Annotated in this window: 32 protein-coding genes; 18 read left to right on the top strand and 14 right to left on the bottom strand. The window is 69.1% G+C overall.

Going from position 1 to position 23,459, the window contains the following annotated elements; all coding sequences use genetic code 11:
* The first annotated feature begins 2 nt into the window (after positions 1–2).
* The 3 genes from LDL49_RS28830 (at position 3) to LDL49_RS28820 (ending at position 2,573) form a co-directional block, all read left to right on the top strand.
* Positions 3–359, top strand: a complete 357-nt coding sequence (locus LDL49_RS28830; RefSeq protein WP_225295335.1) for a YciI family protein — start codon at positions 3–5, stop codon at positions 357–359.
* Positions 356–1,570, top strand: coding sequence for an RNA polymerase sigma factor (locus tag LDL49_RS28825; protein WP_225295333.1), 1,215 nt, complete (start codon positions 356–358; stop codon positions 1,568–1,570). Before LDL49_RS28830 ends, LDL49_RS28825 begins: the two co-directional genes overlap by 4 nt.
* 139 nt (positions 1,571–1,709) lie before the next feature.
* Positions 1,710–2,573: a hypothetical protein gene (locus tag LDL49_RS28820; protein WP_225295331.1), complete on the top strand. Its 864-nt coding sequence runs from the start codon at positions 1,710–1,712 to the stop codon at positions 2,571–2,573.
* A 44-nt stretch (positions 2,574–2,617) separates the two neighbouring features.
* Here the strand turns inward: LDL49_RS28820 and LDL49_RS28815 are convergent, their stop codons facing one another.
* Positions 2,618–4,852, bottom strand: a complete 2,235-nt coding sequence (locus LDL49_RS28815) for an Orn/Lys/Arg family decarboxylase (RefSeq protein ID WP_225295329.1) — start codon at positions 4,850–4,852, stop codon at positions 2,618–2,620.
* A 91-nt stretch (positions 4,853–4,943) separates the two neighbouring features.
* The gene (locus LDL49_RS28810) at positions 4,944–5,372 is read right to left on the bottom strand and encodes a hypothetical protein (protein WP_225295327.1); all 429 of its coding nucleotides are present in this window, start codon (positions 5,370–5,372) and stop codon (positions 4,944–4,946) included.
* Positions 5,373–5,560: 188 nt separating this feature from the next.
* Here LDL49_RS28810 and LDL49_RS28805 point away from each other — a divergent pair, with 188 nt between their 5' ends.
* From LDL49_RS28805 to LDL49_RS28795, 3 genes are all read left to right on the top strand, one after another.
* Positions 5,561–6,205 carry an acyl-homoserine-lactone synthase gene (locus LDL49_RS28805; protein ID WP_225295325.1) on the top strand — a complete coding sequence of 215 codons (645 nt, stop codon included), beginning with the start codon at positions 5,561–5,563 and terminating at the stop codon, positions 6,203–6,205.
* 182 nt (positions 6,206–6,387) lie between these two features.
* The gene (locus tag LDL49_RS28800; RefSeq protein ID WP_225295323.1) at positions 6,388–6,633 is read left to right on the top strand and encodes a hypothetical protein; all 246 of its coding nucleotides are present in this window, start codon (positions 6,388–6,390) and stop codon (positions 6,631–6,633) included.
* Positions 6,634–6,690: 57 nt separating this feature from the next.
* Positions 6,691–7,887, top strand: coding sequence for a hypothetical protein (locus LDL49_RS28795; protein WP_225295321.1), 1,197 nt, complete (start codon positions 6,691–6,693; stop codon positions 7,885–7,887).
* A gap of 42 nt (positions 7,888–7,929) precedes the next feature.
* Here the strand turns inward: LDL49_RS28795 and LDL49_RS28790 are convergent, their stop codons facing one another.
* Together LDL49_RS28790 and LDL49_RS28785 are read right to left on the bottom strand one after the other, a co-directional pair.
* Positions 7,930–9,093 (bottom strand): glycerophosphodiester phosphodiesterase, encoded by a 1,164-nt coding sequence (locus tag LDL49_RS28790; RefSeq protein WP_225295319.1) that lies wholly within the window; start codon positions 9,091–9,093, stop codon positions 7,930–7,932.
* 189 nt (positions 9,094–9,282) lie between these two features.
* A complete protein-coding gene (locus tag LDL49_RS28785) occupies positions 9,283–10,200 on the bottom strand; it encodes an aldo/keto reductase (protein ID WP_225295317.1) in 918 nt (305 codons plus the stop codon).
* Between the two features lie 275 nt (positions 10,201–10,475).
* On the opposite strand from LDL49_RS28785, the gene LDL49_RS28780 reads away from it, so the two are divergent.
* The gene (locus LDL49_RS28780) at positions 10,476–11,366 is read left to right on the top strand and encodes a helix-turn-helix transcriptional regulator (protein WP_225295315.1); all 891 of its coding nucleotides are present in this window, start codon (positions 10,476–10,478) and stop codon (positions 11,364–11,366) included.
* 61 nt (positions 11,367–11,427) lie between these two features.
* Here LDL49_RS28780 and LDL49_RS28775 read toward each other — a convergent pair whose 3' ends face one another.
* The gene (locus LDL49_RS28775) at positions 11,428–11,649 is read right to left on the bottom strand and encodes a DUF397 domain-containing protein (protein WP_225295313.1); all 222 of its coding nucleotides are present in this window, start codon (positions 11,647–11,649) and stop codon (positions 11,428–11,430) included.
* Complete coding sequence (locus LDL49_RS28770; RefSeq protein WP_225295311.1) at positions 11,640–12,461, bottom strand: helix-turn-helix domain-containing protein; 822 nt, start codon at positions 12,459–12,461, stop codon at positions 11,640–11,642. The genes LDL49_RS28775 and LDL49_RS28770 overlap by 10 nt, the downstream gene beginning before the upstream one ends.
* A 219-nt stretch (positions 12,462–12,680) precedes the next feature.
* Here LDL49_RS28770 and LDL49_RS28765 point away from each other — a divergent pair, with 219 nt between their 5' ends.
* Entirely contained in the window at positions 12,681–13,193 is a 513-nt protein-coding gene (locus LDL49_RS28765; RefSeq protein ID WP_225295309.1) for an ATP-binding protein, read from the top strand.
* Here LDL49_RS28765 and LDL49_RS28760 read toward each other — a convergent pair.
* Positions 13,177–14,022, bottom strand: a complete 846-nt coding sequence (locus tag LDL49_RS28760) for an alpha/beta fold hydrolase (protein ID WP_225295307.1) — start codon at positions 14,020–14,022, stop codon at positions 13,177–13,179. The genes LDL49_RS28765 and LDL49_RS28760 overlap by 17 nt on opposite strands.
* A gap of 59 nt (positions 14,023–14,081) precedes the next feature.
* On the opposite strand from LDL49_RS28760, the gene LDL49_RS28755 reads away from it, so the two are divergent.
* Positions 14,082–14,633: a helix-turn-helix domain-containing protein gene (locus LDL49_RS28755; protein ID WP_225295305.1), complete on the top strand. Its 552-nt coding sequence runs from the start codon at positions 14,082–14,084 to the stop codon at positions 14,631–14,633.
* A gap of 41 nt (positions 14,634–14,674) precedes the next feature.
* Complete coding sequence (locus tag LDL49_RS28750; protein ID WP_225295303.1) at positions 14,675–15,190, top strand: HAD domain-containing protein; 516 nt, start codon at positions 14,675–14,677, stop codon at positions 15,188–15,190.
* A 27-nt stretch (positions 15,191–15,217) separates the two neighbouring features.
* On the opposite strand, the gene LDL49_RS28745 is transcribed toward LDL49_RS28750, so the two are convergent.
* Positions 15,218–15,655 (bottom strand): DUF6010 family protein, encoded by a 438-nt coding sequence (locus LDL49_RS28745; protein WP_225295301.1) that lies wholly within the window; start codon positions 15,653–15,655, stop codon positions 15,218–15,220.
* A gap of 133 nt (positions 15,656–15,788) precedes the next feature.
* Here LDL49_RS28745 and LDL49_RS28740 point away from each other — a divergent pair, with 133 nt between their 5' ends.
* On the top strand, positions 15,789–16,751 hold the full coding sequence (locus LDL49_RS28740; RefSeq protein WP_225295299.1) for a GlxA family transcriptional regulator: 963 nt from the start codon (positions 15,789–15,791) through the stop codon (positions 16,749–16,751).
* Here the strand turns inward: LDL49_RS28740 and LDL49_RS28735 are convergent.
* From LDL49_RS28735 to LDL49_RS28720, 4 genes are all read right to left on the bottom strand, one after another.
* Positions 16,706–16,945, bottom strand: coding sequence for a hypothetical protein (locus LDL49_RS28735; protein ID WP_225295297.1), 240 nt, complete (start codon positions 16,943–16,945; stop codon positions 16,706–16,708). The genes LDL49_RS28740 and LDL49_RS28735 overlap by 46 nt on opposite strands.
* Positions 16,946–17,016: 71 nt before the next feature.
* Positions 17,017–17,253, bottom strand: coding sequence for a GNAT family N-acetyltransferase (locus LDL49_RS28730; protein WP_225295295.1), 237 nt, complete (start codon positions 17,251–17,253; stop codon positions 17,017–17,019).
* An 18-nt stretch (positions 17,254–17,271) separates the two neighbouring features.
* On the bottom strand, positions 17,272–17,673 hold the full coding sequence (locus tag LDL49_RS28725; RefSeq protein ID WP_225295293.1) for a DNA-binding protein: 402 nt from the start codon (positions 17,671–17,673) through the stop codon (positions 17,272–17,274).
* Positions 17,670–17,918, bottom strand: coding sequence for a type II toxin-antitoxin system CcdA family antitoxin (locus LDL49_RS28720; protein ID WP_225295291.1), 249 nt, complete (start codon positions 17,916–17,918; stop codon positions 17,670–17,672). Before LDL49_RS28720 ends, LDL49_RS28725 begins: the two co-directional genes overlap by 4 nt.
* A gap of 252 nt (positions 17,919–18,170) precedes the next feature.
* Here LDL49_RS28720 and LDL49_RS28715 point away from each other — a divergent pair, with 252 nt between their 5' ends.
* The 4 genes from LDL49_RS28715 (at position 18,171) to LDL49_RS28700 (ending at position 19,866) form a co-directional block, all read left to right on the top strand.
* Positions 18,171–18,473, top strand: coding sequence for a hypothetical protein (locus LDL49_RS28715; protein WP_225295289.1), 303 nt, complete (start codon positions 18,171–18,173; stop codon positions 18,471–18,473).
* An 82-nt stretch (positions 18,474–18,555) separates the two neighbouring features.
* The gene (locus LDL49_RS28710) at positions 18,556–18,993 is read left to right on the top strand and encodes a MarR family winged helix-turn-helix transcriptional regulator (protein ID WP_225295287.1); all 438 of its coding nucleotides are present in this window, start codon (positions 18,556–18,558) and stop codon (positions 18,991–18,993) included.
* A 166-nt stretch (positions 18,994–19,159) separates the two neighbouring features.
* Entirely contained in the window at positions 19,160–19,618 is a 459-nt protein-coding gene (locus LDL49_RS28705) for a hypothetical protein (protein WP_225295285.1), read from the top strand.
* Positions 19,615–19,866: a hypothetical protein gene (locus tag LDL49_RS28700; protein WP_225295284.1), complete on the top strand. Its 252-nt coding sequence runs from the start codon at positions 19,615–19,617 to the stop codon at positions 19,864–19,866. Before LDL49_RS28705 ends, LDL49_RS28700 begins: the two co-directional genes overlap by 4 nt.
* A 17-nt stretch (positions 19,867–19,883) precedes the next feature.
* Here LDL49_RS28700 and LDL49_RS28695 read toward each other — a convergent pair whose 3' ends face one another.
* Complete coding sequence (locus LDL49_RS28695; protein ID WP_225295283.1) at positions 19,884–20,336, bottom strand: winged helix-turn-helix transcriptional regulator; 453 nt, start codon at positions 20,334–20,336, stop codon at positions 19,884–19,886.
* Positions 20,337–20,428: 92 nt separating this feature from the next.
* Between LDL49_RS28695 and LDL49_RS28690 the strand changes: the two genes are divergently transcribed.
* Positions 20,429–20,815, top strand: a complete 387-nt coding sequence (locus tag LDL49_RS28690; protein ID WP_225295281.1) for a PPOX class F420-dependent oxidoreductase — start codon at positions 20,429–20,431, stop codon at positions 20,813–20,815.
* Positions 20,816–20,954: 139 nt separating this feature from the next.
* Positions 20,955–22,412 (top strand): serine/threonine-protein kinase, encoded by a 1,458-nt coding sequence (locus LDL49_RS28685; RefSeq protein WP_225295279.1) that lies wholly within the window; start codon positions 20,955–20,957, stop codon positions 22,410–22,412.
* Between the two features lie 22 nt (positions 22,413–22,434).
* Here the strand turns inward: LDL49_RS28685 and LDL49_RS28680 are convergent, their stop codons facing one another.
* Positions 22,435–22,731, bottom strand: a complete 297-nt coding sequence (locus LDL49_RS28680; protein ID WP_225295277.1) for a DUF3817 domain-containing protein — start codon at positions 22,729–22,731, stop codon at positions 22,435–22,437.
* Positions 22,732–22,839: 108 nt separating this feature from the next.
* Between LDL49_RS28680 and LDL49_RS28675 the strand changes: the two genes are divergently transcribed.
* Positions 22,840–23,451 (top strand): TetR/AcrR family transcriptional regulator, encoded by a 612-nt coding sequence (locus tag LDL49_RS28675; RefSeq protein ID WP_225295275.1) that lies wholly within the window; start codon positions 22,840–22,842, stop codon positions 23,449–23,451.
* Positions 23,452–23,459 lie beyond the last annotated feature (8 nt).

Below are 23,459 nucleotides of genomic sequence, written 5' to 3'. Positions count from 1 at the left end.
CCATGAAGCAGTACCTGCTCGCCGTCCAGTTCGACGAGAGCGCGCCGACGCCGTCCGATGAGGAGATGCGGGCGCAGATGGCGCGGACGGGCAAGGTCACCGACGAGATGCGGGCCGCCGGTTCGTGGGTGTTCGTCGGCGGCCTGCTGCCCTCGCACGCCACCACGGTCGTGCACCCCGGCAACGGCACGACCACGATGACCGACGGCCCGTTCGCCGAGACGAAGGAGCAGCTCGGCGGGTTCTGGGTGATCGAGTGCGAGGATCTGGACCAGGCGCTGTCCTGGGCCGAGAAGTGCGCGCTGGCCTGCGGGGCCCCGATCGAGGTGCGCCCGTTCAACGACGGGTCGGGGGAATGAGCGCGGCTGGATCTGGACGGCTGGATCTGGACGGCATCTACCGCGCGGAGTACGGCCGGTGCGTGGCCACGCTGACGCGCGTCCTCGGTGACATCGGGCTCGCCGAGGAGGCCGTCCAGGACGCCTTCGCGGTGGCCGTCCAGAAGTGGGAGGAGCCACCGCCCAATCCCGGCGCGTGGATCGTGACCACCGCCCGCAACCGGGCGATCGACCGCCTGCGCCGGGAGTCCACCCGCGAGGCCCGTCACGCCCAGGCGCTGCTGCTGCACCATCCCGACGAGCCAGAGGAGGCAGGACCGGTGCGCGACGACCAGCTCCGCATGATCTTCACCTGCTGCCACCCGGCGCTGTCGCCCCTCGCGCAGACCGCGCTCACCCTGCGCCTGCTCGGCGGGCTGGAGGTGACGGAGATCGCGCGGGCCTACCTGGTGCCGGAGGCGACCGTCGCCCAGCGGATCGTCCGCGCGAAGAAGAAGATCCGCGACGCCGGCATCCCCTACCGGGTGCCCGGCGCCGCCGAACTCCCCGATCGGCTGACCTCGGTACTCACCGTGCTCTACCTGGTCTTCAACGAGGGATACACCGCCACGTCCGGGCAGCTGTTGCGGATGGACCTGTGCCTGGAAGCGATCCGCCTGGCCAGGGCGCTCGCCGAGCTGATGCCCGATGAGCCGGAGGTGATCGGGCTGCTGGCGCTGCTCCTGCTCATCGAAGCCCGGCGGCCCGCTCGGGTGGGGCCCTCGGGCGAGCTGGTGGTGCTCGCCGAGCAGGACCGGTCGCTGTGGAACCGGGAACTGATCGCCGAAGGGCATGAGCTGGTACGGCGCTGCCTGCGCCGTGACCAGCCGGGGCCGTACCAGCTGCAGGCCGCGATCAACGCCGTGCACACCGACGGGCCGGCCACCGACTGGACACAGGTGCTGGCCCTCTACGACCAGTTGCTGCACCACACCCCGACCCCGATCGTGGCACTCAACCGCGCGGTCGCGGTCGCCGAGGTGCACGGCCCGGCCCCGGCGCTGGCCGCCATCGACGAACTGGACCTGCCGGGCTACCACCTGCTGCCCGCCACCCGCGCGGACCTGTTCACCCGCCTCAGCCGTACCGCCGATGCCATCGCCGCCTACGACGAGGCCATCGCCCTGGCCGCCAACGACACCGAACGAACCTTCCTGCGGACGCGACGGGCACGCCTGGAGCGGGAGACCTGAGATGACGAGGAGCGTGCACACCGTGGCCCAGGAGAATGTGAGCGCCACCCTGACTGTCGCCGTGCCCGCCGCGAGGGCCTTACCGCACCAGATCGCCTGATTTACGTCATGGACGCAGTTCTTTCGACATGATCGGAATATGAACGCATCGCTGCGGGCCGCGCTCGTAGGGGCAGTGGTCGGACTGGCCCAGTTCGCCCTCCTCTGCATGCGGGGAGACAACATAGGACTGCTCGACCTGGTGATGACGGTCTTCCTGTCCTCCGGCCTGGGGTTCTTCCTGTCCTGGTGGGGCAGGCTGCCGCGCTGGTGGGGGGTGGGCCTGGTGGGGCCGGCCGTCACCGCGGTGTTCCTCCTCGCCGATCTCCCCCTCGTACGCGCCGCCGAGACCATGGACTCGGGTGACTGGCAGATGGGCCTGTCCCTCATGGCCCTGGGCGCGACCGCCTATCTGGCCGCGGGCGGCCTGTTCATGTCGGCGCACCGGGGACTCCGCGTCCTGACGGTCGCGGGCGTCGCCGTGGCGTACCTGGCCGTGTGGTCGGCACAGGACGTGCTCGCCGACGCGGCGCGCGCCCACAGACTGGCCCGCGCCGGGGTCCCGCTCGTCGCGCCCACCCTGCCGGATTACCGGCTCTGGTACCTGAAGGGCGTGGACGGGCGGCTGGCGCTCGGGTACGAGCACGAGGACGGAGTCTTGCAGGTCCACCTCGACGTCGAGGCAGCGAGCACGGGGAGTCCCGAGGACGTCTGCGAGTACGCCGAGCCGTACGACGGCCTCTCGACGCACTCGAAGTGCCGACAGGTGTCACCGGGCGTATGGTTCCTCCCCGGTGACTCCCGGAAGATCATCTGGGCATGGTACGGCGACGACTTGGTGCGGGTCGAGAGCCTGACGTTGGGCAAGAAAGAGCTGGTCACCGTGCTGCGCTCGTTGCACCCCGTCGAAGCCGGGGAGCTGGCCAGGCTCCACGAGGACTGGACCCCGTCACTGCCGAGCTGAGGGCACCGGCCCGGCCGCGGCACGGCCCGGCCGGTGACCACTCCTCAGCGTTCGACTTCGACGTGATAGCGGCCGCGGTCGTCGCGGTGCGCCCCGTGGATGTCGGTGGCCAGGTCCGGGAAGGAGCGGTCGAAGTCCTCCAGGGCGTGCAGGTACGCCATCAGCGGGCCGTCGGCGGGCCCGGTCGCCTCCCCGGGCATCAGCATGGGGATCCCCGGCGGCGTGACCACCACGGTGGCGGCGGAGATGCGGCCGGGCAGGTCGGCGAGCGGGACGCGTTCGGTGCGTGAGCGGATCAGGGCCTGGTAGCTGTCGGCCGGGGTGCGGACGGGCTGGGGGAGCGTGGTGAAGATCTGATCGAGGAGCCCGCCGAGCTCGAGGGCGCGGAGCTTGTCGTGTACGTCGGAGCAGAAGCGGCGCAGCGTGGTGGCCGGCGGCCCGAAGCCCGGCAGCACCTCGGCGAGCGGGAGGTCGTCGTCGTAGGCGCGCTTGAAGTCGGTGAGCGCGTCGATCAGCGTGCCCCACTTGCCCTTGGTGATGCCCATCGAGAACAGCACCAGCAGCGTGTGATCACCCGTCTTCTCCACGGCGATGCCGCGCTCCCGCAGGTAGGTGGCGACGATCCGCGCGGGAATGCCCCAGTCGAGCGTGCCTTCGGCGGCGTCGGCGCCCGGGCAGGTGATCGTCACCTTGATGGGGTCGAGCAGGCAGTAGCCATCGGTCAGGCCCTGGAAGCCGTGCCAGGCGGCGCCGGGCTCCAGCGTCCAGCAGGCAGGATCGGTGCTCAGCAGCGCGGGGTCGGCGTCGGCGAAGGGGACGGGCAGGCCGGTGTGGGGGTCGGTGACATGCGTGGGCTGCCAGACGCCGAAGTACCAGTCCGGCCGCCGGCCGTCCTCCCGAATGCGGGCGGCCAGCCGGACCATGGCCTGGCGGAACCTGACCGCCTCGATGACGGCCTCGCCCGTCAGGTACGGCCCGGCCGGACCGTCCATCATCCCGGCCGCCACGTCCAGCGAGGCGATCATCGGGTAGAGGGGCGAGGTGGAGCAGTGCATCAGGTACGTCTCGTTGAGCCGCTCGTAGTCCACCGGGGCGCGGTCGGCTGACCGGACGTGCAGCATCGCCGACTGCGACAGGGCCGCCAGGAGCTTGTGCGTGGACTGGGTGGCGAACACGGTGGGGCGGCCCGGCCCCGGCAGCGTCCCCTCGTCCACGGCCATGCCGTAGCGGCGGGCGTACAACGGGTTGAAGCGGGCGTAGGCGAACCACGCCTCGTCGAAGTGCACGCGGGGGACGCTCTCGCTCAGCAGCTCGGCGACCCGTACGGCGTCATAGCAGAGCCCGTCGTACGTGGAGTTGGTGATCACGGCGTAGGCCGGGTCGGTCCGCGCGAGCGGGTGGCCGGCCAGGCGGGCGCGCAGGGCGTCGGCCTGCAGCGCGGCGGGCGGGATGGGGCCGGCCAGGCCGAGGCCGTTGCGTTCTGGCACCAGGTAGACGGGGCGGGCGCCGCTGATGGTCATCGCGTGCTGGAGGGACTTGTGGCAGTTGCGGTCCACCAGGGCGGTCTCGTCGCGGGCGATGGCGTGGTGGCCGACGATGCGGTTGGCGGTGGCGTTGCCGTTCATCACGAAGAAGGTGCGGTCGGCGCCGAAGACGCGGGCGGCATTGCGTTCGGCCTCGCCGATCGGACCGGTGTGGTCCAGGGGTGAGCCGAGCTCGGGGACGGAGATGGACAGGTCGGTGCGCAGCAGGCGCTCGCCGTAGAAGTCGAAGAACGCCCGCCCGACCGGCGACTTCAGGAACGCGACGCCGCCTGCGTGCGCCGGGGTGTGCCAGGAGTACTGGTGGTGGTCCTGCAGCTTGCGCAGCGCGCGGAAGAACGGCGGCAGGATCCGCTCGGAGTATTCCTCGGCGGCGTGCGCGATGCGGCCGGCGATGAAGTCGGGGGTGTCCTCAAGCGGGAACACGTAGCCCTGGATGACCTCGTACACCCACAGCGGGAGCTCCTGTTCGGCGGTCATGAGGAAGACCGGCAGGCCGCGGAAGCGCTGGGTGACCGCGCCCAGCACCCGATCGGCGCCCGGCGCGTCCCAGTCGGCCAGCATCCCGGCCAGCGAGGCGTCCGAGCCGATCACCGCCAGCGCGTCCTGCGTGCGATGCGTCCAGCGCACCTGGACGCCGAGATCGTCCATCGCCGCGCCGACGCGGCGGATCTGCTCGGCGAGTGCCGTGTCGGCGTCGGGGCGCTCGGCGACTGCGGCGAGAACCGTACGTTCCATGCGAAACTCCATGGCCGGGGGGGACTGTCGCTCCGCTCTTTACCCTGAGTCGTTGATCGTCACTCAGGGTGCCCGGCCGGTCTGGCGCAGGTCAGTCGATCCGCTGGCAGATGGTCACCGGCAGCTTCGGAGACCATGTCCTGGTGGCCTCGTCATAGGCGCGGGCGTAGCCGTTGTTGCCGGGCGCGCACGGAGCCGCGATCGTCGTCTCCACGTAAATGGCCCCGCCGGGGGTTATGGGGTGCGTCCGGGCGATCTCCCACTTGGAGAACGCCACCCGGCCGGTGTTGAACTTGACGGCCAGGTAGACCCGGTGATCGACCGTGAAATTCCCGCCGGCGACCTTGAGATGGCCGTTGAAGGTGTAGGTGAAGAGGAAGGACTGACCCTGCTTGAGGCCGGCGGACGCGGCGGCGGACGTGGTCGACGCGTTCGCGGCGCCGGTGAAGGCCGGGACGCCCAGGGCGAGGATGCCGGCGGTGGCGGCGACTCCGAGCATGGTACGGATGGTGCGGTTCATCGGATCTCCTGACTGTGGAGGCTTGCTTCACCATTGACGGGCAGGGCGCCTGCAATGCGCTTTCAGTGCTCTGACTTCCACATGCAGGCCGCTGACTATTGCGTGAGGTGCCATCCGGAAACCGCGATTCCGCGAATGACGGAAAGAAAAGCGATCACCAGGAGTCGCTTCGTTCGCGGAGGGTGCACATGGACGATCCGCCGGTGGAGAAATGCGCGCAACAGATCGTCGCCGGCCGTGCGGGCGAACTGCCGGCATGGCTGCTCGACGGTATGTTCCGCCTGCGCCACGAGGTGTTCCACGAACGTCTCCGCTGGGACGTCCACAGCCTCCATGGAAGGGAACGCGACTTCTTCGACGACTGCGATCCGGTCTATGTGATCAGTTATGGGGAACGCTGCCGGGAGATCACGGGATGCTGCCGGCTGCTGCCCACCGAGGGCCCCTACATGCTCCGCGAGGTCTTTCCCGAGGCGTTACGCGGTGACCCGGCGCCTCGTGATCCGGCCGTCTGGGAGCTCAGCCGCCTGGCCACCGCCCGGGCCTGGTCCCGTACCGTGGCGGCGGGTTTCGGTCCCCGCGCCCGCGCGCTGCTGTGGGAGGCGTTCCGCTGGGTCGACCGGCGCGGTGACACGATCGTCGCGGTCTCCAGCGTGGCCGTGGAACGCAGCGTGCATGCCATGGGCGTGCCGACCCGGCGCCTCGGCGACGGCAAGGCGACGCGCTTCGGCAAGCTTCTCTGCTCGGCCTACGCCACGTCGACCAGGGTTTTCCTGGAGAACGCGCTCGCCGCGCCGGAGGGGGAGCCGCACTGCCACGACGGGCGGCGCTGAAATCCGTCTGGGCACTCCATCTGCGAAAAGCTGTACAAAACGGACTCTGGGGAATAATCTCGACATGCCTCAGTCGGGGGCCCTGAGGCACCAAAGCGCACGCTTGACGACGCCCCGGTCTCACCGGAGGCCGGGGCGTCGGCACGGGTGAATCCGGTGGCCGCGCGGACAAGGCAGGCCGCGTGGACGCCGCACACCGTCCGGGCTTCGCCGGCTTCTTGCGGCTCCCGCGCTACGAGAGCCCGCTGCGGGCCGCCGACGCCGGGCCCGTCGCGATCGTGAACGTCAGCCGCTACGGCTGCGATGCCCTGCTCGTCACGGCCGAGGGTATCCGCGTCGTGCCCCTGAACATCACCGCCGCGCAGGTCGAGGAACGGGCCGCGGCGTTCGCGGCGGCGGTGGACACCGGGGCAACGAAGCGGTCATGACCCGCCTCGACTGGCACCGAAGTTCGCCGAGATGGAAGAGCTGAAGGGGGCACACCGATGACCTGGCTGCGAGACGCGCTGAACGATGTGGCCGACGACGCGCCCCAGGTGGACCTGACCGAGCGGACGATCAGAACCCGCGAGCGGCGGCGGCGCAGGGCCACTCCACTCGTGGCGGCCGCCGCGGTCGTCGCCGCCGCGCTCGCCGTGACGGCCGCCGTACGACTGCTGCCGGCGGAGCCGGAGGCGGCGACCGGCCCCAAGGCGGTGTCCGACCTGCCGGCCCGCGGGGTGGAGCCACTGAGCCACGCCTATATGACGTTCTGCCGGCCGCAGAGCGGCGAGGCGCCGGCCGGGTGCGTGGGCGGCGGCTGGCGGGTGGTCACCCGGGATGGCAGGACCTACCGGGTGACGCAGGCCCTGCGCGGTACCCACTCCGGGCTCGTGGACAGCCCCCTGGCGATCAGCCGGGACGGCCGCAAGATCGCCTACTACGACATCGGGGCCCGCACCTTCGCGGTGGGTGACCTCGCCTCCGGATCCGTGCTGACGGCCCCGACGAAGGTGCCCGAGCCCTGGCTCGGCAGCATCGCCCATCTCTTGCTGTCGGACGACGGCCGCTTCCTGGCCTTCACCAAGAGCCCGGCGCTGAAGGACCCGGCCATGCTGTTCGACATGCGCGAGCACATGGTCCGGCCATTGCCCAACGGCTGGAACCCCATCGGCCTGTCCCCGGACGGCGACACGATAACCATGGCGGAGTACGCGCCCAAGACGCGGCTGCGGACCATCACCCGCCTGTGGCAGACGTACACGGCGGGCAACGCGAAGACCGTCGACGTCACCGGCCACTACCTGGCCGGCGGGCTCGGTCCCGATGGGAAGACCGTCGTCGCGGTGGAGAGCGTAAAGGTTCCGGGCACCGGATGCGTCAGAAGCGGCGAGGATCTCGTGCAGCTGGACCGGGAAACCGGCAAGGTGGTCCGGAGAGTCCCCGTACGGGTCCTGTCCATGACCGGCAATTTCGTCTATCTGCGCAGTTGGACTGGCCCTCAGGAAGTCACCGCCCTCACCCAGCCCTTTGCGTGCAAGAAGAGCGGTGACTTCGACCCTGCCCCGACCCTCGACCCTCCGTACGCTCCCTTCACGGCCTACGCGGTGAACGTCAAGACCGGCCAGGCCAGGAAGCTCGCCACCTACACCGCCCAGGACTTCTTCGCCCTCGTGCTCCCCGGCACCCCCGGGACCCTGTGACGGGACCCCGCCTCCCGGCCGGCCGGGAGGCGGGGTGCTTGTCTACTCCTGCCCCTCTTCCGGCAGGCCGTTGTCGAACTGCTTCGGCTGCACCTGCTCGCGCGGCTTGCCCTGCTCCGCCTTCGCCAGGGCGGCGGTGTCGGGATAGTCGGTGACGAAGGCGTCCACGCCCAGGTCTATGTGCGCCCGGTATTCGGCCAGCGCGTCACCGTGGTCCGTCGGGGTCTGGCCGCGGCGCAGTTGCAGGGGCAGGTACTGGTTCTCGCTGCGGAAGGTGTACACGCCGATCTTCAGGCCGGCCTTGTGCGCGTCGGACACCAGCGTCGTCGGGGTGCCCGAGCCGCCGTCCGGGTTGAGGGGGATCGCCGATGACTTGTCCGGCCCGATCCACTGCGCGTACTGCGCGATCTTCGCCAGCCCTTCGGGCTTCATCATGTCCGCGTACGTCGTCGGGTCTCCGGCCGCGGTCAGGTCGTACGGCTGGCCGGTGGTGCCCAGAGCCTGCCACAGCGGTACGCGGAGCTCCTTCGCCACCCGCTTCAGGCTGGACGGCTCGAACGACTGCACCACCACCGGGCTGTTCGGCCGGTTGAGCCCGTTGCGCTTGACGGTCTCGATCAGCGGCTCCTCCAGCGGCAGCCCGATCGACCTGAAGTAGGTGGGGTGCTTGGTCTCGGGAAAGACCCCGACCTGCTTGCCGTACTGGCGCGAGAGGCGCTTGGCCAGGTCGAGCACCTCCTGGAAGGTGAGCACCTGGTAGTAGTCGTTGTAGACGGTGTTGCGCTGGCGGATCGCGGGCAGCCGCTCGACCGCGCGCAGCGTCTTCAGCTCGGCCAGGGTGAAGTCCTCGGTGAACCACCCGGTCACGTTGCGCCCGTCGACGACCTTGGTGGTCTTGCGCGCGGCGAACTCGGGGCGCAGCGACACGTCGGTGGTGCCGGAGATCTCGTTCTCGTGCCTGACGACCAGCTTGTGGTCCTTGGTCGGCACCAGGTCGGGCTCGATCCAGTCGGCGCCCATGGCCACGGCCAGCTCGTAGCCGCCCTGCGTGTGCTCGGGACGGTGGCCCGCCGCGCCGCGGTGGCCGATGACGACGACCTGGGACCGGTCGGGTGCGGACTCGGTTGCGGCTGCCGCTGGAGCTGTGCCGGCTCCGGCTCCGGTTCCGGCGAGGATGGCGAGGGTGGTGGCTGCGATCTTCCGCACGTTGAAACTCCCTGCGGCATCTGTACCGGAGACTCTCACCGATGATCACCGCGGCAATTATGGTAATGACCGAAATCTAGCCACGGGCCAATAACGGCGGAATTTCCGGTGACGAGCCGTCCCTCATGGGCCGGGAGGGTGATGTGCCCGCCGCGCAGGGCGGCGGGCGGCGACCTTCGAGCGCGGCGATCAGGCGGCGTGAGTGGGATCGGATGATCCCCACGCGACGCCCTGGCCGCGGTCCATCGCGGTGATGGCCCGCATGTCATCGTCGTCGATGGCGAACGAGAACAAGTCCGCGTTCTCTCGTATACGTGCGGGGTTGGTGCTCTTCGGCAGGACCGGGTACCCGTTCTGGACGCCCCACCGCAGCAACAACTGCGCCTCGGTGACCTCGTACTTCGCGGCAAGGACCTTGAACGGCGAATCGCCGCTGGCGCTGTCGGCCCGCATCTCATCCGTCTTGCCGCTGTGATGGCCCGGGGCTGTCCGCCAGGTCGAGAGCGGCACCAAGCTGCTGTAGGCGATGGGAACGACGCCGTTCTCGTCGAGAAAGCGCACGAGATCGGGCTTCTGAGACCAAGGGTGCAGTTCGATCTGGTTCGCGTGGGGCAAGGGGAGACCCGCCGCGGTCAGTTCCTCGATGTGTGCGGCATTGAAGTTGGACACGCCGATCGTCCGCGTCTTGTGCTTCTCGTACAGCTCGACCAGTGCCCGCCACTGCTCCAGCCGCTGCGTCCGGTTGAACGGTGCGTGGATCAGGTACAGGTCGACGTGGTCGAGACCGAGCCTCTGGAGGCTCTCCTCGAAGGCGTCGACGGCCTTCTGCGTCGACTTGAAGGACTCGCCTCCGTCTCCCGGCCACAGTTTGGTCGTGATGAACAGGTCGTCGCGGGTGAGCCCCTCGGCCGCCATCCCGCGGCGAAGACCCTCACCGACGCCGCGTTCGTTCTGGTAGATCTCCGCGGTGTCGATGTGGCGGTAGCCGACGCGCAGCGCTGCCTCGACGGCGTCGGCGGCCTCTCCGTCGGGGATCAGGTAGGTGCCGAACCCGAGGAGCGGGATGTCGACCCCGGGTGCGAGTGTCCTGCTGTGCGAGGTGGTCACGGGTCCTCCTGAATGTGTGCTCGGGTTACGGCCATGACGCGATGCGCGTGGCCTGCGGCTTTGCGCCCACGAGTGATCTGTTTCCGACTCTAATGCCGGGCGGTGGGTCTTACCGCGAGCCAGGGGGGTACTGCTAGGGACCCCCTTCTTGATCTGGAGCCCGGTCTGCCTGCGGGCCGATGCGCCCTGGGTGCTGGGGGTTTCTGCCAGTACCCCTCACAGCGGGGACTCTCACGTGCCCTCACCGACCGCAAGATCCTTCCTATGCTGGGGTCATGGACAACCGGGCCGAGGTCAGCACCTTCCTGAGATCCCGCCGCGACAAGATCACGCCGGAGGACGTGGGTCTGCCCGCGCACGGGCAGCGGCGCGTGCCCGGCCTGCGCCGGGGTGAGGTCGCGACGCTGGCCGGGGTCAGCGTCGAGTACTACACCCGCATGGAACGCGGCAACCTCGGCGGGGTCTCCGACAGCGTCCTGAACGCCCTCGCCCGGGCATTGCGCCTGAACGACACCGAACGGGACCACCTGTACGCCCTGGCACGCGCGGCCAACGCTCGCCCCCTCCACGGACGCCCCCGCCCCAAACAGGCGGCCGTGCGGCCCAGCGTGCTGCGCATCATCGAAGGCCTGCACGACCAGCCGGCCTACCTGCGCAACAACCGCATGGACATCCTGGCGGCCAACCCACTGGCCCGCGCCCTGCACTGCGAGTGCTTCGAACAGGAGCCGGCCAACTGCTGCCTGTTCGTCTTCCTCGACCCTCGGGCCAGAACGTTCTACCCCGAATGGGAACGCGTCGCCCGCGACGGCGTCGGCGTGCTGCGGGTCGAAGCCGCCAAGAACCCGTACGACCGCGACCTGTCGAACCTGATCGGTGAGCTGTGCACCCGCAGCGACGCCTTCCGCACCCTGTGGGGCGCCCACAACGTGCACGTCTACACCAGAGGAACCAAACGCTTCCACCACCCGGTGGTCGGCGCGATGGAGCTGAAGCACGAGTCCCTGGACCTGCCCGGCGACGAAGGCCTGACCATCACCGTCTACAGCGCCGATCCCGGCACACCGTCCGCGGACGCCCTGCAGCTCATGGCCAGCTGGGCAGCCACTCAGGAGTACGACAAAGCCGCCGCACACGCCGACGCCAAAGGCGGTCGGCGAAATTGATGGGTTGACCAACGTGTGCGGCCCCCGATGGATTTGTCAGGGGCCGCAGCGCTTGGTGACGCTAGAAGTCGAAGATCCCGTTCTTCGCGCCTGCTACGAACTTGTCCCAGACGGCCCGCCGGACCACCCAGGGCTCGGCGTCCGGTTGCTCAGTGTCGCGCAGGGCGACGCGGCCGTCGGACAGATGCTTGGCTTCCAGGCAATCGCCGCCTTGACCGCTCGACGCGGTGATCCATCCGATCGGGTTTGCGAGCTCCTTGATAACTTCCTCATTCAACTCCACGCTGCCACTCTCTCCTTGATTCGCTGCACTGACAGATACTCGGGGAGCGCCGCGCTGCGTATGAGTTCGAGTCGGTCCACGAGTCGCTTGATGTCGCTGGTGGAGTCGACTACGCGACCGTGGATGGCTGATTCGACGTAGGCGGCGATCGGCACTCCGTTTTCCCGCGCCAAGAGAGCCGAGCCCACCAGCACCGCCGTGCACCGGGCTGCATAGGGGAGGAGTTGGACGGTGAACCATTTGCTCTCGGCCATGGCGATCAGGTGTTCCAGCTGACGGCGGGTCACGAAGTCATCTCCAATCGGACGATACAGGACGCCCTCGTCCAGCACAGCAAGGAACTGAGGGGGATTCGGCCGGTCGAAGATGGTTTGCCGCTCTATTCGGGCCTTGACCGCTTCTTCGGCCTGTTCCGGCGTCGTGTGAGGTTCTCCTTGGAAGATCGCGCGAGCGTATTCCTCCGTCTGTACCAGCCCAGGCACGATAAGGGGAGCCCAGGTGATGAGTTGGTCGGCCTTCCGCTCAATCGGTGGCCACTGCCGGAACCAGTCGGGCATTCGGTTGCCGCTGATGGCCGGCCAGTGGGTGAGTAGCGCGCCGTCCAGCCCCAGCGCCTTTTCGCAGAGCTCGATCAGTTCGCGCGTGGGCTTCTCGTCTCCGCGTTCTACGTTGCCAATGCGACTCTTGCTGTAGCCGATGCGCTCGGCGAGCTGTGCCTGAGTCCATTTAGCCGCGTATCGGTATTTTCGTAGATCGGCACCAAAACGTGCCACTGGGCCGGCGGTTGGGTCGAGCTCTTTGGGTGCTGGCATCGATACCCCTGTGACCGTGACTGTTCCAGCTCTTCTGGTTTGATGCCAGGAGAAGTCTGGGACCGCTCTGGGATTGTTTCCCCACACAATGTAGCCCGTTGCATGCAGTGTTTGAAGTGGCAATCCAAAGCTAGGCGTCGCCAATTCGCATAACAGAATCCTGGCGCGAGCGACAGTGGCATGCGCCCAACTTCAATGACTGGGAAATGGGTGGTAAATATGACAGAAGCCAGCATGCGGCTCGTCGGCGACAGACGGTTTCCCGGATGTCCCGAGGTCGTCAGTGATGTGCGCATCTATGCTGCTCGCTGGCTGGTCATGGAACTGCCTCGAGCCGCCGACGATGCAAATCTTCTGGATAACGTACGACTTCTAGTTACCGAAATCGCCACTAACGCAATAAGGCATACTATTTCTGGCCGCTGGAGTAATGGAGCTTTTCGCGTCCGCATGTGGCTCGGCAACGGCGGCCGGATCCGTGTCGAGGTCAGAGACCAGGGCTGGTGGTCGGGACCGCGACTGCGCAGCGACGCGAACGAGACCGGCGGGCGAGGGCTGCGGATCTTGGCAGCCGTGGCCATGAAATGGGGCGTCAGAAGGCACTGGTTCGGCCGGACCGTATGGTTCGAGCTGCTTGCCCAGGCCCCTGTCGCGGCAAGCCCGGCGTACCTGGACGCGCCAGAGCCGATCGTCGATCAGGTAAGCGGGCGGGTGATCAGGAGTTGCGGCTGAGGAGCCGGCCTATCCGGTCGGCGACGAGGTGCGGTTGCTCGGCCTGGATGAGGTGCGCCGAGTCGACGGCTTCGTAGCGCCCGTCGGGCAGGATCTCGGCGTAGCGGCGCTGGTGCTCGCGGATGGCGGCGCTCTGGCGCTCCCGCCCTTTGGCGGCGCGCGACGCGGACAGCACGATCGTCGGGCATTTCGGGAGCTGGGGCGGCCGGGCGCGGAACTGCGGGATGGCGGCGGCCACCGCCCGCATTTCCTTGCGGGTCTGGGAAGTCCCGGCGGGGGTGAAGTTCTCGGCGAGCATGGTCTGGTAGGTGTCGGCGGAGAACAAGGGCCGGACGTTGCCGCTGAACAACCGCGCCAGGGGACGGAACCGGCTGAGCGGCTGCGTCACCGCCAGCATCCGGTCGATCTTCTTGGTGGTCTGGTCCCACGTGTCGTACACCGGGGAGGTCTCCGGTGTGGGGTCGACCAGCAGGAGCCCCCGCAGCCGGGGTCCCAGGCGCTCGGCGGCGCGGCGGGCGACCAGCCCGCCCATGCTGTGCGCGACGAGCACGAACTCGCCCGGGACGACGGCCTCGGTCATTGCGATCAGGTCGGCGGCCAGGTCATCGACGCTGAGCTGCTGGGTGATCGGGCCGCTGAGCGCGCGCCCGGCGCGGTCGTAGGTCACCAGCCGCGCCTTGCCGGCCAGCGGCGGCAGCACCGGGTCCCAGCAGGTACGGCCGCAGCCGCCGCCCGCCTCGAAGACCACCCAGTCCTGCCCCTGGCCGGACTCCTCGACATAGACGGTTCGGCCGTTGACGGGCACCTGCTGTCCGGGGACATCTCGCATGGCTCCTCCTTCAACGTTTTCATTTTGGATAACGGTATCGCATATGAAATCGTTGAGCCATGGATCCTGTCGAGCAGCTGTTGCACCCGGTGCGGCTGCGCATCGTGCACGCCCTGTCCGCAGCGGGCGCGCTGACGATCGCGCAGATGTGCGCCCGCATGCCCGAGGTGCCGAAGATCACGATGTACCGGCAGGTCGCCCAGCTGACCGAGGGAGGGTTCCTGGAAGTGGACGGCGAGCAGCGGGTACGCGGCGCCGTCGAGCGCAGCTACCGCCTGCGTCAAGACCGGCCCACGATCGGCGCCGGCGAGGCCGCGGCGATGTCGCTCGACGACCACCGCCGGGGATTCGCCGCGGCCATGGCCGTCCTGATCGCCGAGTTCAACGCCTACCTGGACCGCGAGGGCGCCAGCCCGGAAGCCGACTCGGTCTCCTACCGGCAGGGCACCGTGTGGCTCAGCCCGGACGAGCTTACCGCCATGCTGGCCGACCTGCTCGCGGTCCTGCGCGACCGGGTGGCCAACACACCCACACCAGCCCGCGCACCGTACCTCCTCAGCGCGATCTTGTTCCCTGCCGAGCAGCCGCCCGCGCACGAAACCGGTCGTTAGCGCCGCGATCACCGTCGGGCACCGGCCGATATCGTGCGACCATGGCCGATCACGCCCAGCGCCCCCTGCTGTTCCTGGACGTCGACGGGACGCTCCTGCCCTACGGCGGCGGACGACTCCCGTCAGCCCTCGGTGAGTGGGCGGCATGGCAGGATGCGGCCAATCCGCAGCTGGCGAAGATCGATCCCGCGCACGGCCCGCGACTGCTGGCGCTGTCCTGCGAGCTCATCTGGGCCACGGCGTGGATGCACGACGCCAACGAGGTGATCGCTCCGCTGCTCGGCCTGCCGGAGCTGCCGGTGGCCGACCTCCCGGACGCCCCGGAGGAAGACGACCCCGGTGTGCTGCACTGGAAGACGCAAGCGCTCGTCGAGGCCGCCGCCGGCCGTCCGTTCGTCTGGGTCGACGACGAGATCACCGAACTCGATCGGACCTGGGTCGCGAGACACCATCGCGGACCGGCCCTTCTTCACCGCGTCGACTCCGCGAACGGTCTCACCCACGAGGACTTCGGCGTACTTGACGCCTGGCTACGGGAGACATCCGGCAACTCGTGATCTATGGGGGAGCCGTACGACTGAGCCCTATTGGGGTTGCCCATCGGGGGAGGCGAGCGGGCCCGCAGGCCGGCGGGACAGGCGGGTGCGAAGCCAGCCGAAGACCGAAGGGCCGCCCGCGAAGCACCACAGCGCTATCACCGGGTCGCAGATGGCGCAGCCGAAGGAGGAGTCAGCGGCGAAGGGGAGGAGCGGGCTGCCCTGGAGATGGTGCAGTACGTCCCAGGCGGTGTGGAGCAGCCAGCCGATGCCGATGAACGTCCAGCTCTCCAGCCCCCGGTAGGCGACGTACGACATGAGGACCGGCAGCACGAACTCCCAGTACCCGAGCCCGCCTCCGCTGAGGTAGGCGGCGCCCGCGCCGGCGACCACCACGGCGTTCACGCGGCGCCGATGCGGCTCGGGGATCAGGGAGATGAGAGAGACGGCGATCAGACCGATGAGGATCGGCATGAAGATGGACATGAGGAGTGATGATCCGTTCTATGAACATGCGAGGGCAGCGCCAGGCTAGATCGGCTCGCCCTCTCGGCCCCATGGGCTGAATCGACAATTTCCAACGGCTTCCCGCCATGTAGCGGCGGCCTACCGTGTCCCTATGCACACGGTGGCGGTTCTGGCTCTGGACCATGTGGTGGCGGCCGACATGGCGACCCCGATCGAGCTGTTCGGGCGGGCCCGGCTGGCGGACAGGCGCCGCCCGTACCGGGTCATGGTCTGCGCGGCGACGCCGCAGGTGGCCAGCGACACGTTCACGATCCTCGCCCCGTACGGGCTGGAGGCGCTGCGGGAGGCGGACACGATCGTCGTGCCCGGCTGCTCGGAACAGGCCGCCCCGCCGGACAGGGAGGTGCTCGACGCCCTGCGCGCGGCGGCGGCCGCGGGCACCCGGATCGCCTCCATCTGCGCGGGGGCGTTCATCCTCGCCGCGGCCGGGCTGCTCGACGGGCTGCGCGCCACCACGCACTGGATCGCGGCGCACCGGCTGGCCGCGCTGTTTCCGCGGGTGGATGTGCGGCCGGACGTGCTGTACGTCGACAACGGCCAGATCCTGACCTCGGCCGGCGCCGCGGCCGGGCTGGACCTGTGCCTGCACATGATCCGGCGGGACCTCGGCTCGGCGATCGCCGCCGACTCGGCCCGGCTGTCGGTGATGCCGCTGGAACGGGAGGGCGGACAGGCGCAGTTCATCGTGCACGCTCAGCCGCCGGTGCCCCAGGGCTCGCTGCTGGAGCCCGTACTGTCGTGGATCGAGGACAACCTCGCCCGGGAGGTGACTCTGGCGGAGATGGCCAGGCGCGGTGGGCTCAGCGAGCGGACCTTCAGCCGCCGCTTCCGGGAGCAGACCGGCACCACGCCGCTGCAGTGGCTCCTACGAGCCCGGGTACGCCGGGCGCAGTTCCTGCTGGAGACCACCGACCACGGTGTCGAGCGCATCGCGACGCAGGCCGGGTTCGGTTCGCCCACCGCCTTTCGGGAGCGGTTCAAGCGCGTCGTCGGGGTCACCCCGCAGTCCTACCGCTCCTCCTTCCGGAGCGTTCCGGGTCGCCGTCCGGCCTGAATCTCCAGCCGCCACTCCTTGTGCTCGTCGAAGAGCTCGTATCCCATGGCCTCGTTGATGGCCAGCATGTGGGCGTTGGAGACGGCGTTCCACGTGATGAGGCGCTCGATGTGCGGCTCCCGGTCGCGCAGCCAGAGCAGGTTGCCGATCTTGAGAAGCAGGCCCAGGCGGTGGCCCCGGTGCTCGCGCAGCACGGTCGTGTTCGCCTAGTAGCCCCAGCTGTCGGAGCGGTCCGCGTCGCGCGGGGCGTCGTTCATCCCGCCCATCAGCGTGGCCAGGTCCTGCAGCAACTCGGGGCCCGCCGCTCCGGCCGCACCACGAGGGTGAACAGCCGGCCCGTGCGGGTGTTGTCGTGCTGGGGCAGCGCCAGGGCGTACCCGACGATCACCTTGCCGCCCTCGACCGTCACCCACGCCTCGGACAGCTGGCCCGCCCCGCCCGTCCTGACGAGGTAGGAGAACCAGGGCAGGGACGGTACGGGACCGGGGTCGTCTCCAGGCATCGAGGGCAGTATTACGCCTCAGATGCCGATGAGCCGGACACGGTCGCCGCACAGCCGGGCCATGTCGTCCATATCGGAGGTCAGCATGACCACCGGTCTCGGCTGGCGCAATGCCACCTCGGCGACCGTCGCGTCGATCGCGTACTTGTGGCCGTGCAGACCTGCGGCCTTGAGTAGTTCCGCGGATGCCTTCGCCGCATCTTCGGTCACCGGCTCGACCTTGACACGGGAGAGCGCCCACTGCAGCCGAGGCATGTTCACCCGCGTGTGGCTGACTTCCACGATGGTGTTGGCGCTGATGGCGAAATCGGCACCCATGGTATGGAAGACCTGGAACATCGCGAGAATCTTGCGATCCTGCGCGATCCAGGCGGAGAGCCCTTGGGAGTCCAGGACGACGGTTTCGACGTGTTCGATCACGCCGCGCTCGCCGACCCACCGGGGCCCGTCGCTCCGAAGATCCTGGAGCTGGCCTGAGCCAGCTCGTCTTCGGTGAACTCCCCGTGCTCCTCTTGGTGACGCAGTAGGTCGGCACCTAGGAGCTGGTGCCGCAGTTGGCGTGCCACCGCCTCGGCGACATAGCTGGAGACGTTGTCGGTGAGTTTCCTGAGCTCGGCGACCTGGTCACTCGGCAGTGTCACCGTGATGCGTGTCGTGTCCGCCATGAAGCAAGCATACTGCGGTATGCACCGGCGCCGCCGCCGCGCCGCAGCACCGCCTCAACCGTCTGACAGCCGTGCCCGCCGCCGCTCAGACGGCCTGTTGGCTAGGCTTCGTGGTGATGTTGGAATCGGGTTTCTGAGCGTCAACGTCGCTCTCTGCCCTGATATGGCGTGCGTCACGTCGGAGGTGATCGCGGTGCATCCGGTCTCATGACAGCCCCATCCCGGGGTGTCACGGAGCCGAAAGGTGACCGTATGAGCAAGACCGACAAGACCCGGCCCTGGTGGGTGCGGATCGCCGACGAGCCGATGGTGACCTGTCTGCCCATCCATGATCATCGGTTCGGGCCATGTACGCTCCCGGGCGAGATCAGCGCTGACAGCGCGTCCCTGAGCCACCGCACGAGCGGCTGTTACTGGCGCGCCAGCGATCACTACTGGTTCGATTGCGGTGGTGGCGAGGGCGGCCGGGAGTGGTATTCCTTCCGGCGTGAAGAGCGTCGCCGCAGCCGTCGCCGAGCGCGCCGCGAATTGCGCGCCTATCACGGCGAAGACTGACGGAAGGCGGGTGCCTGGATATCCGGCCCGCCGCTCGAACGGCACCCGTCGCCTCGGGCTCGAGGTGCGGGAAACTGGGGAGATGACCACCGAGAACGGCCGTCCCGGTCCGCCCGCGACCAGTGTCTCCATCATCCTGCTGACCCTGGCGCGCCGGATCGAGGCCGAGCTCAATGCCGCCCTGGCCGGGCTCGACCTCACGGTCAGCAAACTCGGGCTGCTGGGTCACATCGCCGGGGTGCCGGGGGTGTCGTTCAGCGATCTGGCTCGCATGTCGGGGACCACGGTGCAGAGCGTCCACAGCGCGGTGAAGGCGCTCGCCGCCGCTGGGCTCGTGAGCGACAGTGTCGCCCGCGCCGGCTCCGCCTCGACGATCGAGCTCACGCCCGACGGCGCGCGCCTGCTCGGGGCGGCCAAGGAGGCGGTGGCCGGAGTCGATGAGCACCTGTTCGGCCCCGAGGCCGACCCGATCCAGCGGCAGATCGCCGACACCGTCCGCGTCGCCTTCGAGGGTCGCTGACCGCTTTCCAGGGTCGCTGGCCGCTTTCGAGGCTCGCTGACTGCTTCGAGGGCCGCTGACTGACTGGTTCCGCCACTTATTGGCGCATCTCGCCTGGACGGCCTTCAGGCTGCCTGAAGCTTTCGTGCTAGCCTTCAGGCTACCTGAAGGCTATGCGGGAGGATCCATGGAAGGTCTGTTGCTGTCGATACACCTACTCGCCGGCATCGTGTTCGTCGGCGGCTCGGCCATCGCGGCCAGCCTGTTTCCGCGCTACGCACCCGTTGCCGCCGACGCGCCGACGCCAGTCCCCACCGAGCGGAATCGGGCCGTGGCCGTCGCGCTGCACCGGGTCACCCGGGGCTACGGACTCTTCGGCATCGTCGTGCCGGTGGTCGGGATCGCCGCGGCCATGGTCCAGGGGCGGATCGGCGAGATCTGGATCACCGTCTCCATGATCCTCACCGCTGTGGCGGGCGGCCTGCTGGCCCTGCAGATCTACCCGAGGCAACGCGACGCGCTCGCCACCCCCGACGGCGGCGAACGACTGCGCAAGCTCTCCATGCTCGCCGGGATCTACAACCTGCTGTGGGCGACCGTCGTCGTGCTGATGATCGTCCGCCCCGGCTCGGCCACGGCGGCATGACCCTCCTGCGTACGTTGCGGCTCGCCGCGGCCGTGGAGATGGTCTCGCTCATGATTCTGCTGGGCAACCTGCTCACCACGCACACGCGGGCGGTCGCGACGCTGGTCGGCCCGCTCCACGGCATGGCCTACCTCGTGATCGTCGTGACCGTCCTGCTGAGCCCGGCCGCCCTCCCGCCGGGCGTCCGCTGGCGCGCCGTCATTCCGGGCGTCGGTGGACTGCTCGTCGTACGGCGGATGCGAGGGTGACGGCGCCCCCGCCGCGATCATCCGGCTGCGCCGGGGCCTGGCAGCAGGTCGACGTCGCCCGCGTGCATCGGCTCGCCGCAGTGGGCGCAGCGCAGGTCGACGCCGCTGATCTCACCGCACGCGTGGTGACGGTAGAGCACCGGCGGGCCGGCCTCGCCCGCGAGCCACTTGTCCCCCCAGCCGGCCATGACCATGAGCAGGTCGACGAGCTCGGCGCCCTTCGCCGTCAGGCGGTATTCGTAGCGCGGCCGCATGTCGTAGGCGTGCCGTTCGAGTACGCCCTGGTCGATGAGGTGGTTGAGCCGCTCCGTCAGCACCTTGCGCGAGATCCCGAGGTCGGCCTGGATCTGGTCGAACCGGCTCACCCCGGCCCACACGTCCCGCAGGATCAGCGGCGACCACGGCTCTCCGATCACGTCGAGGGTGCGCGCGATGGAGCAGGCCATCTCCCTGAAGTTCGTGCGTTGCATGAGAGCAGTCTAGCAATCGGGGTTCCCTTAGGGAACTTCGAGTGTTACGGTGATGGAGTCTCTTCAAGGAACTCCAAGTCAGCTGCCAGGAGATGATCAGGATGCTCAACCCCGACGTACGCCACGTGCTCGACGGCACCTCGCTCGCCCACCTCGCCAGCCTCCTCCCCGACGGCGCTCCCCACTCCGTTCCCGTCTGGATCGGCACGTACGGCGACCACGTCGCGATCATCACGGGCCCGGGCTCCCAGAAGGCCCGCAACCTGCGGCGCGACCCCCGGGTCGCACTCTCCCTGACGCCGCCCGACAACCCGTTCCAGCCGGTCATCGTCCGCGGCAGGGTCGTCGAGTGGCTCGAGGGCGACGTCGCCTGGGAGATCGTCGACCGGATCTCGACGAAGTACATCGGCGGCCCCTACTCGCGCAGTCAGGAGCGGGTCGTCGCGCTCATCGAGCCCGATCGGCAGATCGTGGGCTGAGACGCCCTGTCGCATGTCATCTTGCTGGGTGCGATCTTCGCTTACTGTGCATCTCGGGGAAATCGCTGAGGCAGAATGTCCGGGCCAGGGCGCACGGACGCGCGGCGTGGCGGGGGGATCACGGAGGATGACATCGGGAATGAGCACCCAGGCGCAGGAGCAGCTCGGCCCTTACCGGATGATCGAGAAGATCGGCGAGGGCGGCATGGGGATCGTCCACCTCGGTATCGACGGCGCGGGCCGCAAGGTCGCGATCAAGGTGCTGCACCAGCACGTGGCCGCCGACCTCAAGGCGCGTGACCGGCTGGTCCGCGAGGTGGAGACCATGCGGCGGGTGCGCAGCCCGTACGTCGCCGAGGTGATCGACGCCGAGCTGACGGGTGGCCGGCCGTATGTGGTGACCCGTTTCGCCGCGGGCCGCACGCTGGAGGACATCGTGCTGTCCCAGGGGCCGATGGAGGCGCGCGAGGTCATCAGGCTCGCCCAAGGACTGTGCCAGGCGCTGGTGGACGTGCACGCGGCCGGTGTGATCCATCGGGACCTCAAGCCGTCCAATGTCATGCTGGTCGGCGGCGAGCCGCTGGTCATCGACTTCGGCATCGCGCACCTGGTGAACGCGACCAGGCTCACGCTGACGGGCATGTTCGTGGGGACGCCGGGTTATCTGGCGCCCGAGATCATCCGGGACTCGCAGATCACCCAGGCGGCCGACGTGCACGCGCTGGCCTCGACGGTGTTCTTCGCCGCCACGGGGCTGCCGCCGTTCGGGACGGGGACGTTCGAGGCGGTCTGCTACAACACGATGGAGGGGCGGGCGCAGCTCGACAAGGCGCCGGTGTGGTTGCGAGACTGGCTCAGCCGGGCGCTTGAGGTCGATCCGGCGGCTCGGCCCAGCGCGCGGGAGCTGTTGCGGATGGCCAGGGCGCTCGATCCCGCGGGCCGCCCAGTCGAGGCCAAGGGGCGCCGAGAGCGTACGCTGACCATGGACGCCGTCTCCGACCTGCTCCCGCCGGTCGACTACGCCCGGAGGCACCACGAGGAGCCGCCGTCGTACGTGCCCGCCCCGGCGCCGACCCTCCACGTCGATCAGCCGGAGGAGCGCCGCCCGGCCCCGGCTCCCGCGCAACCCTTTGATCTCCAGCGGTTCCTGGCCGGTAGCGGGTTCGTCGGGGTGCTCGCGCTCGTGACGCTGGTGGCGTTGACCGTCCTCATGCCGGTCGCCGTGGGCCTGCTGGCGGCGGCGCTCACGGTGGCGCTGCGCGTCGCCGAATACTTCCTGGCCGAGACCGAGCGGACGTTGTCCAGGGAGGCGCTCGTGACGGGGGGCCACATGCTCCTGTCGCTGGCGTTCGGCATCGCCGCCGCGAGCTTCCTGCACATGGCCGGCCGGTTGAGCGTCGGCCACGCGGAGTCGCTGGCCGCCGGCGCGTTCACGCTGGGGCTGTTCGTGCTGCCCGGCTCGGGAACCGTACGGTGGGCCGCCTCGGACATCCTCGCCCGCTTCCTGCCCGGCCGCAGCGCGACCGTGGTGACGGTGGCCGTGATGGGACCGATCGCGCTGATCTCGGTGATCGTGGCCCTGGTCCAGGGCTTGTAGCACCGCGCGAAACGGTCTTCCCTCAGGCGGGTTGACCGGCCGCCGCGCGCGCCGCCATCCGCCGTTCGAACCACAGGGAGCAGAACGGCGGCACCGCGCACGCCAGGCCCAGCACCACCGCGCCCCGGCTCCAGCCCGCCTCGCGTGCCGAGAGCAGCACTCCGGCCACGTACAGCACGAACAGCGCCCCGTGGATCGGCCCGAACACCTTCACGCCGAGCTCCCCGGTCGCGGTCACGTACTTGAAGAACATCCCGACCAGCAGCCCTGCCCACGAGCATGCCTCGGCCACCGCCACGACCCGGAACCAACCCAGCATTTCCCACCCTTTCGCCCGAATACCGCGCATACTCTACAGGCTGTAGAGGACGGCGAGCGGCGGCCGAGGGCCGTTCTGGGGTGCATGATCGTCTGGCACACTGAGTGCATGAGTGGACGAGGTCGCCCGCCGGACCCGGACCTCGAAGCGCGGGTCCATGCCGCGGCGCTCGACCTGTACGGCGAGGTGGGCTGGGCGGGGTTCAGCCTGGACGTGGTGGCGCGGCGGGCGCGGGTGGGCAAGGCTGCCCTCTACAGCAGGTGGGGCAGCAAGGAGAAGCTGATCGTCGACGCGCTGACGGCCATGCACCCCGATCCTGACTCGCATGCCCCGAAGCGGTCGGGGTTGCTGCGGGAGGACCTCATCGTCATGGCCGTGAACATCCTCGACGGCTACTTCGATCGCCGGGGCCTGGTCATCCTGCGGGCGCAGATCGAGGCCAAGGTCTATCCGGAGCTGTTCGGTCATGCGCTGGAGCGGCTCCAGCGAGAGCGCATCAGGGAGGGCCGCGCCATCGTGGTGAGCGGCATCGACCGGGGCGAACTCCCGGCGGGGACGTCCCCGGCTCGGGTGCTGGACGCGGTCGCGGGCATCCTGACCAACCACGTGCTGTCGACACCGGCCAGCCAGATGCCCGCGCTGATCAAGCGCAAGGAGAAGTTCGCCGAGGAGACCGTCGACTTCGTGCTGTCGGCGGTCGGCTACCGGTCGGCCGTCTGACCGTTCCA

It is taken from the genome of Nonomuraea aurantiaca, assembly GCF_020215705.1.
Lineage (GTDB): Bacteria > Actinomycetota > Actinomycetes > Streptosporangiales > Streptosporangiaceae > Nonomuraea > Nonomuraea aurantiaca.
The sequence above is the reverse complement of the archived record's forward strand: the minus strand, read 5'-3'. Positions and strand labels throughout refer to the sequence as shown.

Excerpts from the sequence above, each read along its gene's own strand:
- LDL49_RS28830 (WP_225295335.1), top strand. The coding sequence starts at position 3 with ATGAAGCAGTACCTGCTCGCCGTCCAGTTCGACGAGAGCGCGCCGACG.
- LDL49_RS28825 (WP_225295333.1), top strand. The coding sequence starts at position 356 with ATGAGCGCGGCTGGATCTGGACGGCTGGATCTGGACGGCATCTACCGC.
- LDL49_RS28820 (WP_225295331.1), top strand. The coding sequence starts at position 1,710 with ATGAACGCATCGCTGCGGGCCGCGCTCGTAGGGGCAGTGGTCGGACTG.
- LDL49_RS28815 (WP_225295329.1), bottom strand. The coding sequence starts at position 4,852 with ATGGAACGTACGGTTCTCGCCGCAGTCGCCGAGCGCCCCGACGCCGAC.
- LDL49_RS28810 (WP_225295327.1), bottom strand. The coding sequence starts at position 5,372 with ATGAACCGCACCATCCGTACCATGCTCGGAGTCGCCGCCACCGCCGGC.
- LDL49_RS28805 (WP_225295325.1), top strand. The coding sequence starts at position 5,561 with ATGGACGATCCGCCGGTGGAGAAATGCGCGCAACAGATCGTCGCCGGC.
- LDL49_RS28795 (WP_225295321.1), top strand. The coding sequence starts at position 6,691 with ATGACCTGGCTGCGAGACGCGCTGAACGATGTGGCCGACGACGCGCCC.
- LDL49_RS28780 (WP_225295315.1), top strand. The coding sequence starts at position 10,476 with ATGGACAACCGGGCCGAGGTCAGCACCTTCCTGAGATCCCGCCGCGAC.
- LDL49_RS28770 (WP_225295311.1), bottom strand. The coding sequence starts at position 12,461 with ATGCCAGCACCCAAAGAGCTCGACCCAACCGCCGGCCCAGTGGCACGT.
- LDL49_RS28765 (WP_225295309.1), top strand. The coding sequence starts at position 12,681 with ATGACAGAAGCCAGCATGCGGCTCGTCGGCGACAGACGGTTTCCCGGA.
- LDL49_RS28760 (WP_225295307.1), bottom strand. The coding sequence starts at position 14,022 with ATGCGAGATGTCCCCGGACAGCAGGTGCCCGTCAACGGCCGAACCGTC.
- LDL49_RS28755 (WP_225295305.1), top strand. The coding sequence starts at position 14,082 with ATGGATCCTGTCGAGCAGCTGTTGCACCCGGTGCGGCTGCGCATCGTG.
- LDL49_RS28750 (WP_225295303.1), top strand. The coding sequence starts at position 14,675 with ATGGCCGATCACGCCCAGCGCCCCCTGCTGTTCCTGGACGTCGACGGG.
- LDL49_RS28745 (WP_225295301.1), bottom strand. The coding sequence starts at position 15,655 with ATGTCCATCTTCATGCCGATCCTCATCGGTCTGATCGCCGTCTCTCTC.
- LDL49_RS28740 (WP_225295299.1), top strand. The coding sequence starts at position 15,789 with ATGCACACGGTGGCGGTTCTGGCTCTGGACCATGTGGTGGCGGCCGAC.
- LDL49_RS28730 (WP_225295295.1), bottom strand. The coding sequence starts at position 17,253 with ATGCCTGGAGACGACCCCGGTCCCGTACCGTCCCTGCCCTGGTTCTCC.
- LDL49_RS28720 (WP_225295291.1), bottom strand. The coding sequence starts at position 17,918 with ATGGCGGACACGACACGCATCACGGTGACACTGCCGAGTGACCAGGTC.
- LDL49_RS28715 (WP_225295289.1), top strand. The coding sequence starts at position 18,171 with ATGAGCAAGACCGACAAGACCCGGCCCTGGTGGGTGCGGATCGCCGAC.
- LDL49_RS28710 (WP_225295287.1), top strand. The coding sequence starts at position 18,556 with ATGACCACCGAGAACGGCCGTCCCGGTCCGCCCGCGACCAGTGTCTCC.
- LDL49_RS28705 (WP_225295285.1), top strand. The coding sequence starts at position 19,160 with ATGGAAGGTCTGTTGCTGTCGATACACCTACTCGCCGGCATCGTGTTC.
- LDL49_RS28700 (WP_225295284.1), top strand. The coding sequence starts at position 19,615 with ATGACCCTCCTGCGTACGTTGCGGCTCGCCGCGGCCGTGGAGATGGTC.
- LDL49_RS28695 (WP_225295283.1), bottom strand. The coding sequence starts at position 20,336 with ATGCAACGCACGAACTTCAGGGAGATGGCCTGCTCCATCGCGCGCACC.
- LDL49_RS28690 (WP_225295281.1), top strand. The coding sequence starts at position 20,429 with ATGATCAGGATGCTCAACCCCGACGTACGCCACGTGCTCGACGGCACC.
- LDL49_RS28685 (WP_225295279.1), top strand. The coding sequence starts at position 20,955 with ATGAGCACCCAGGCGCAGGAGCAGCTCGGCCCTTACCGGATGATCGAG.
- LDL49_RS28680 (WP_225295277.1), bottom strand. The coding sequence starts at position 22,731 with ATGCTGGGTTGGTTCCGGGTCGTGGCGGTGGCCGAGGCATGCTCGTGG.
- LDL49_RS28675 (WP_225295275.1), top strand. The coding sequence starts at position 22,840 with ATGAGTGGACGAGGTCGCCCGCCGGACCCGGACCTCGAAGCGCGGGTC.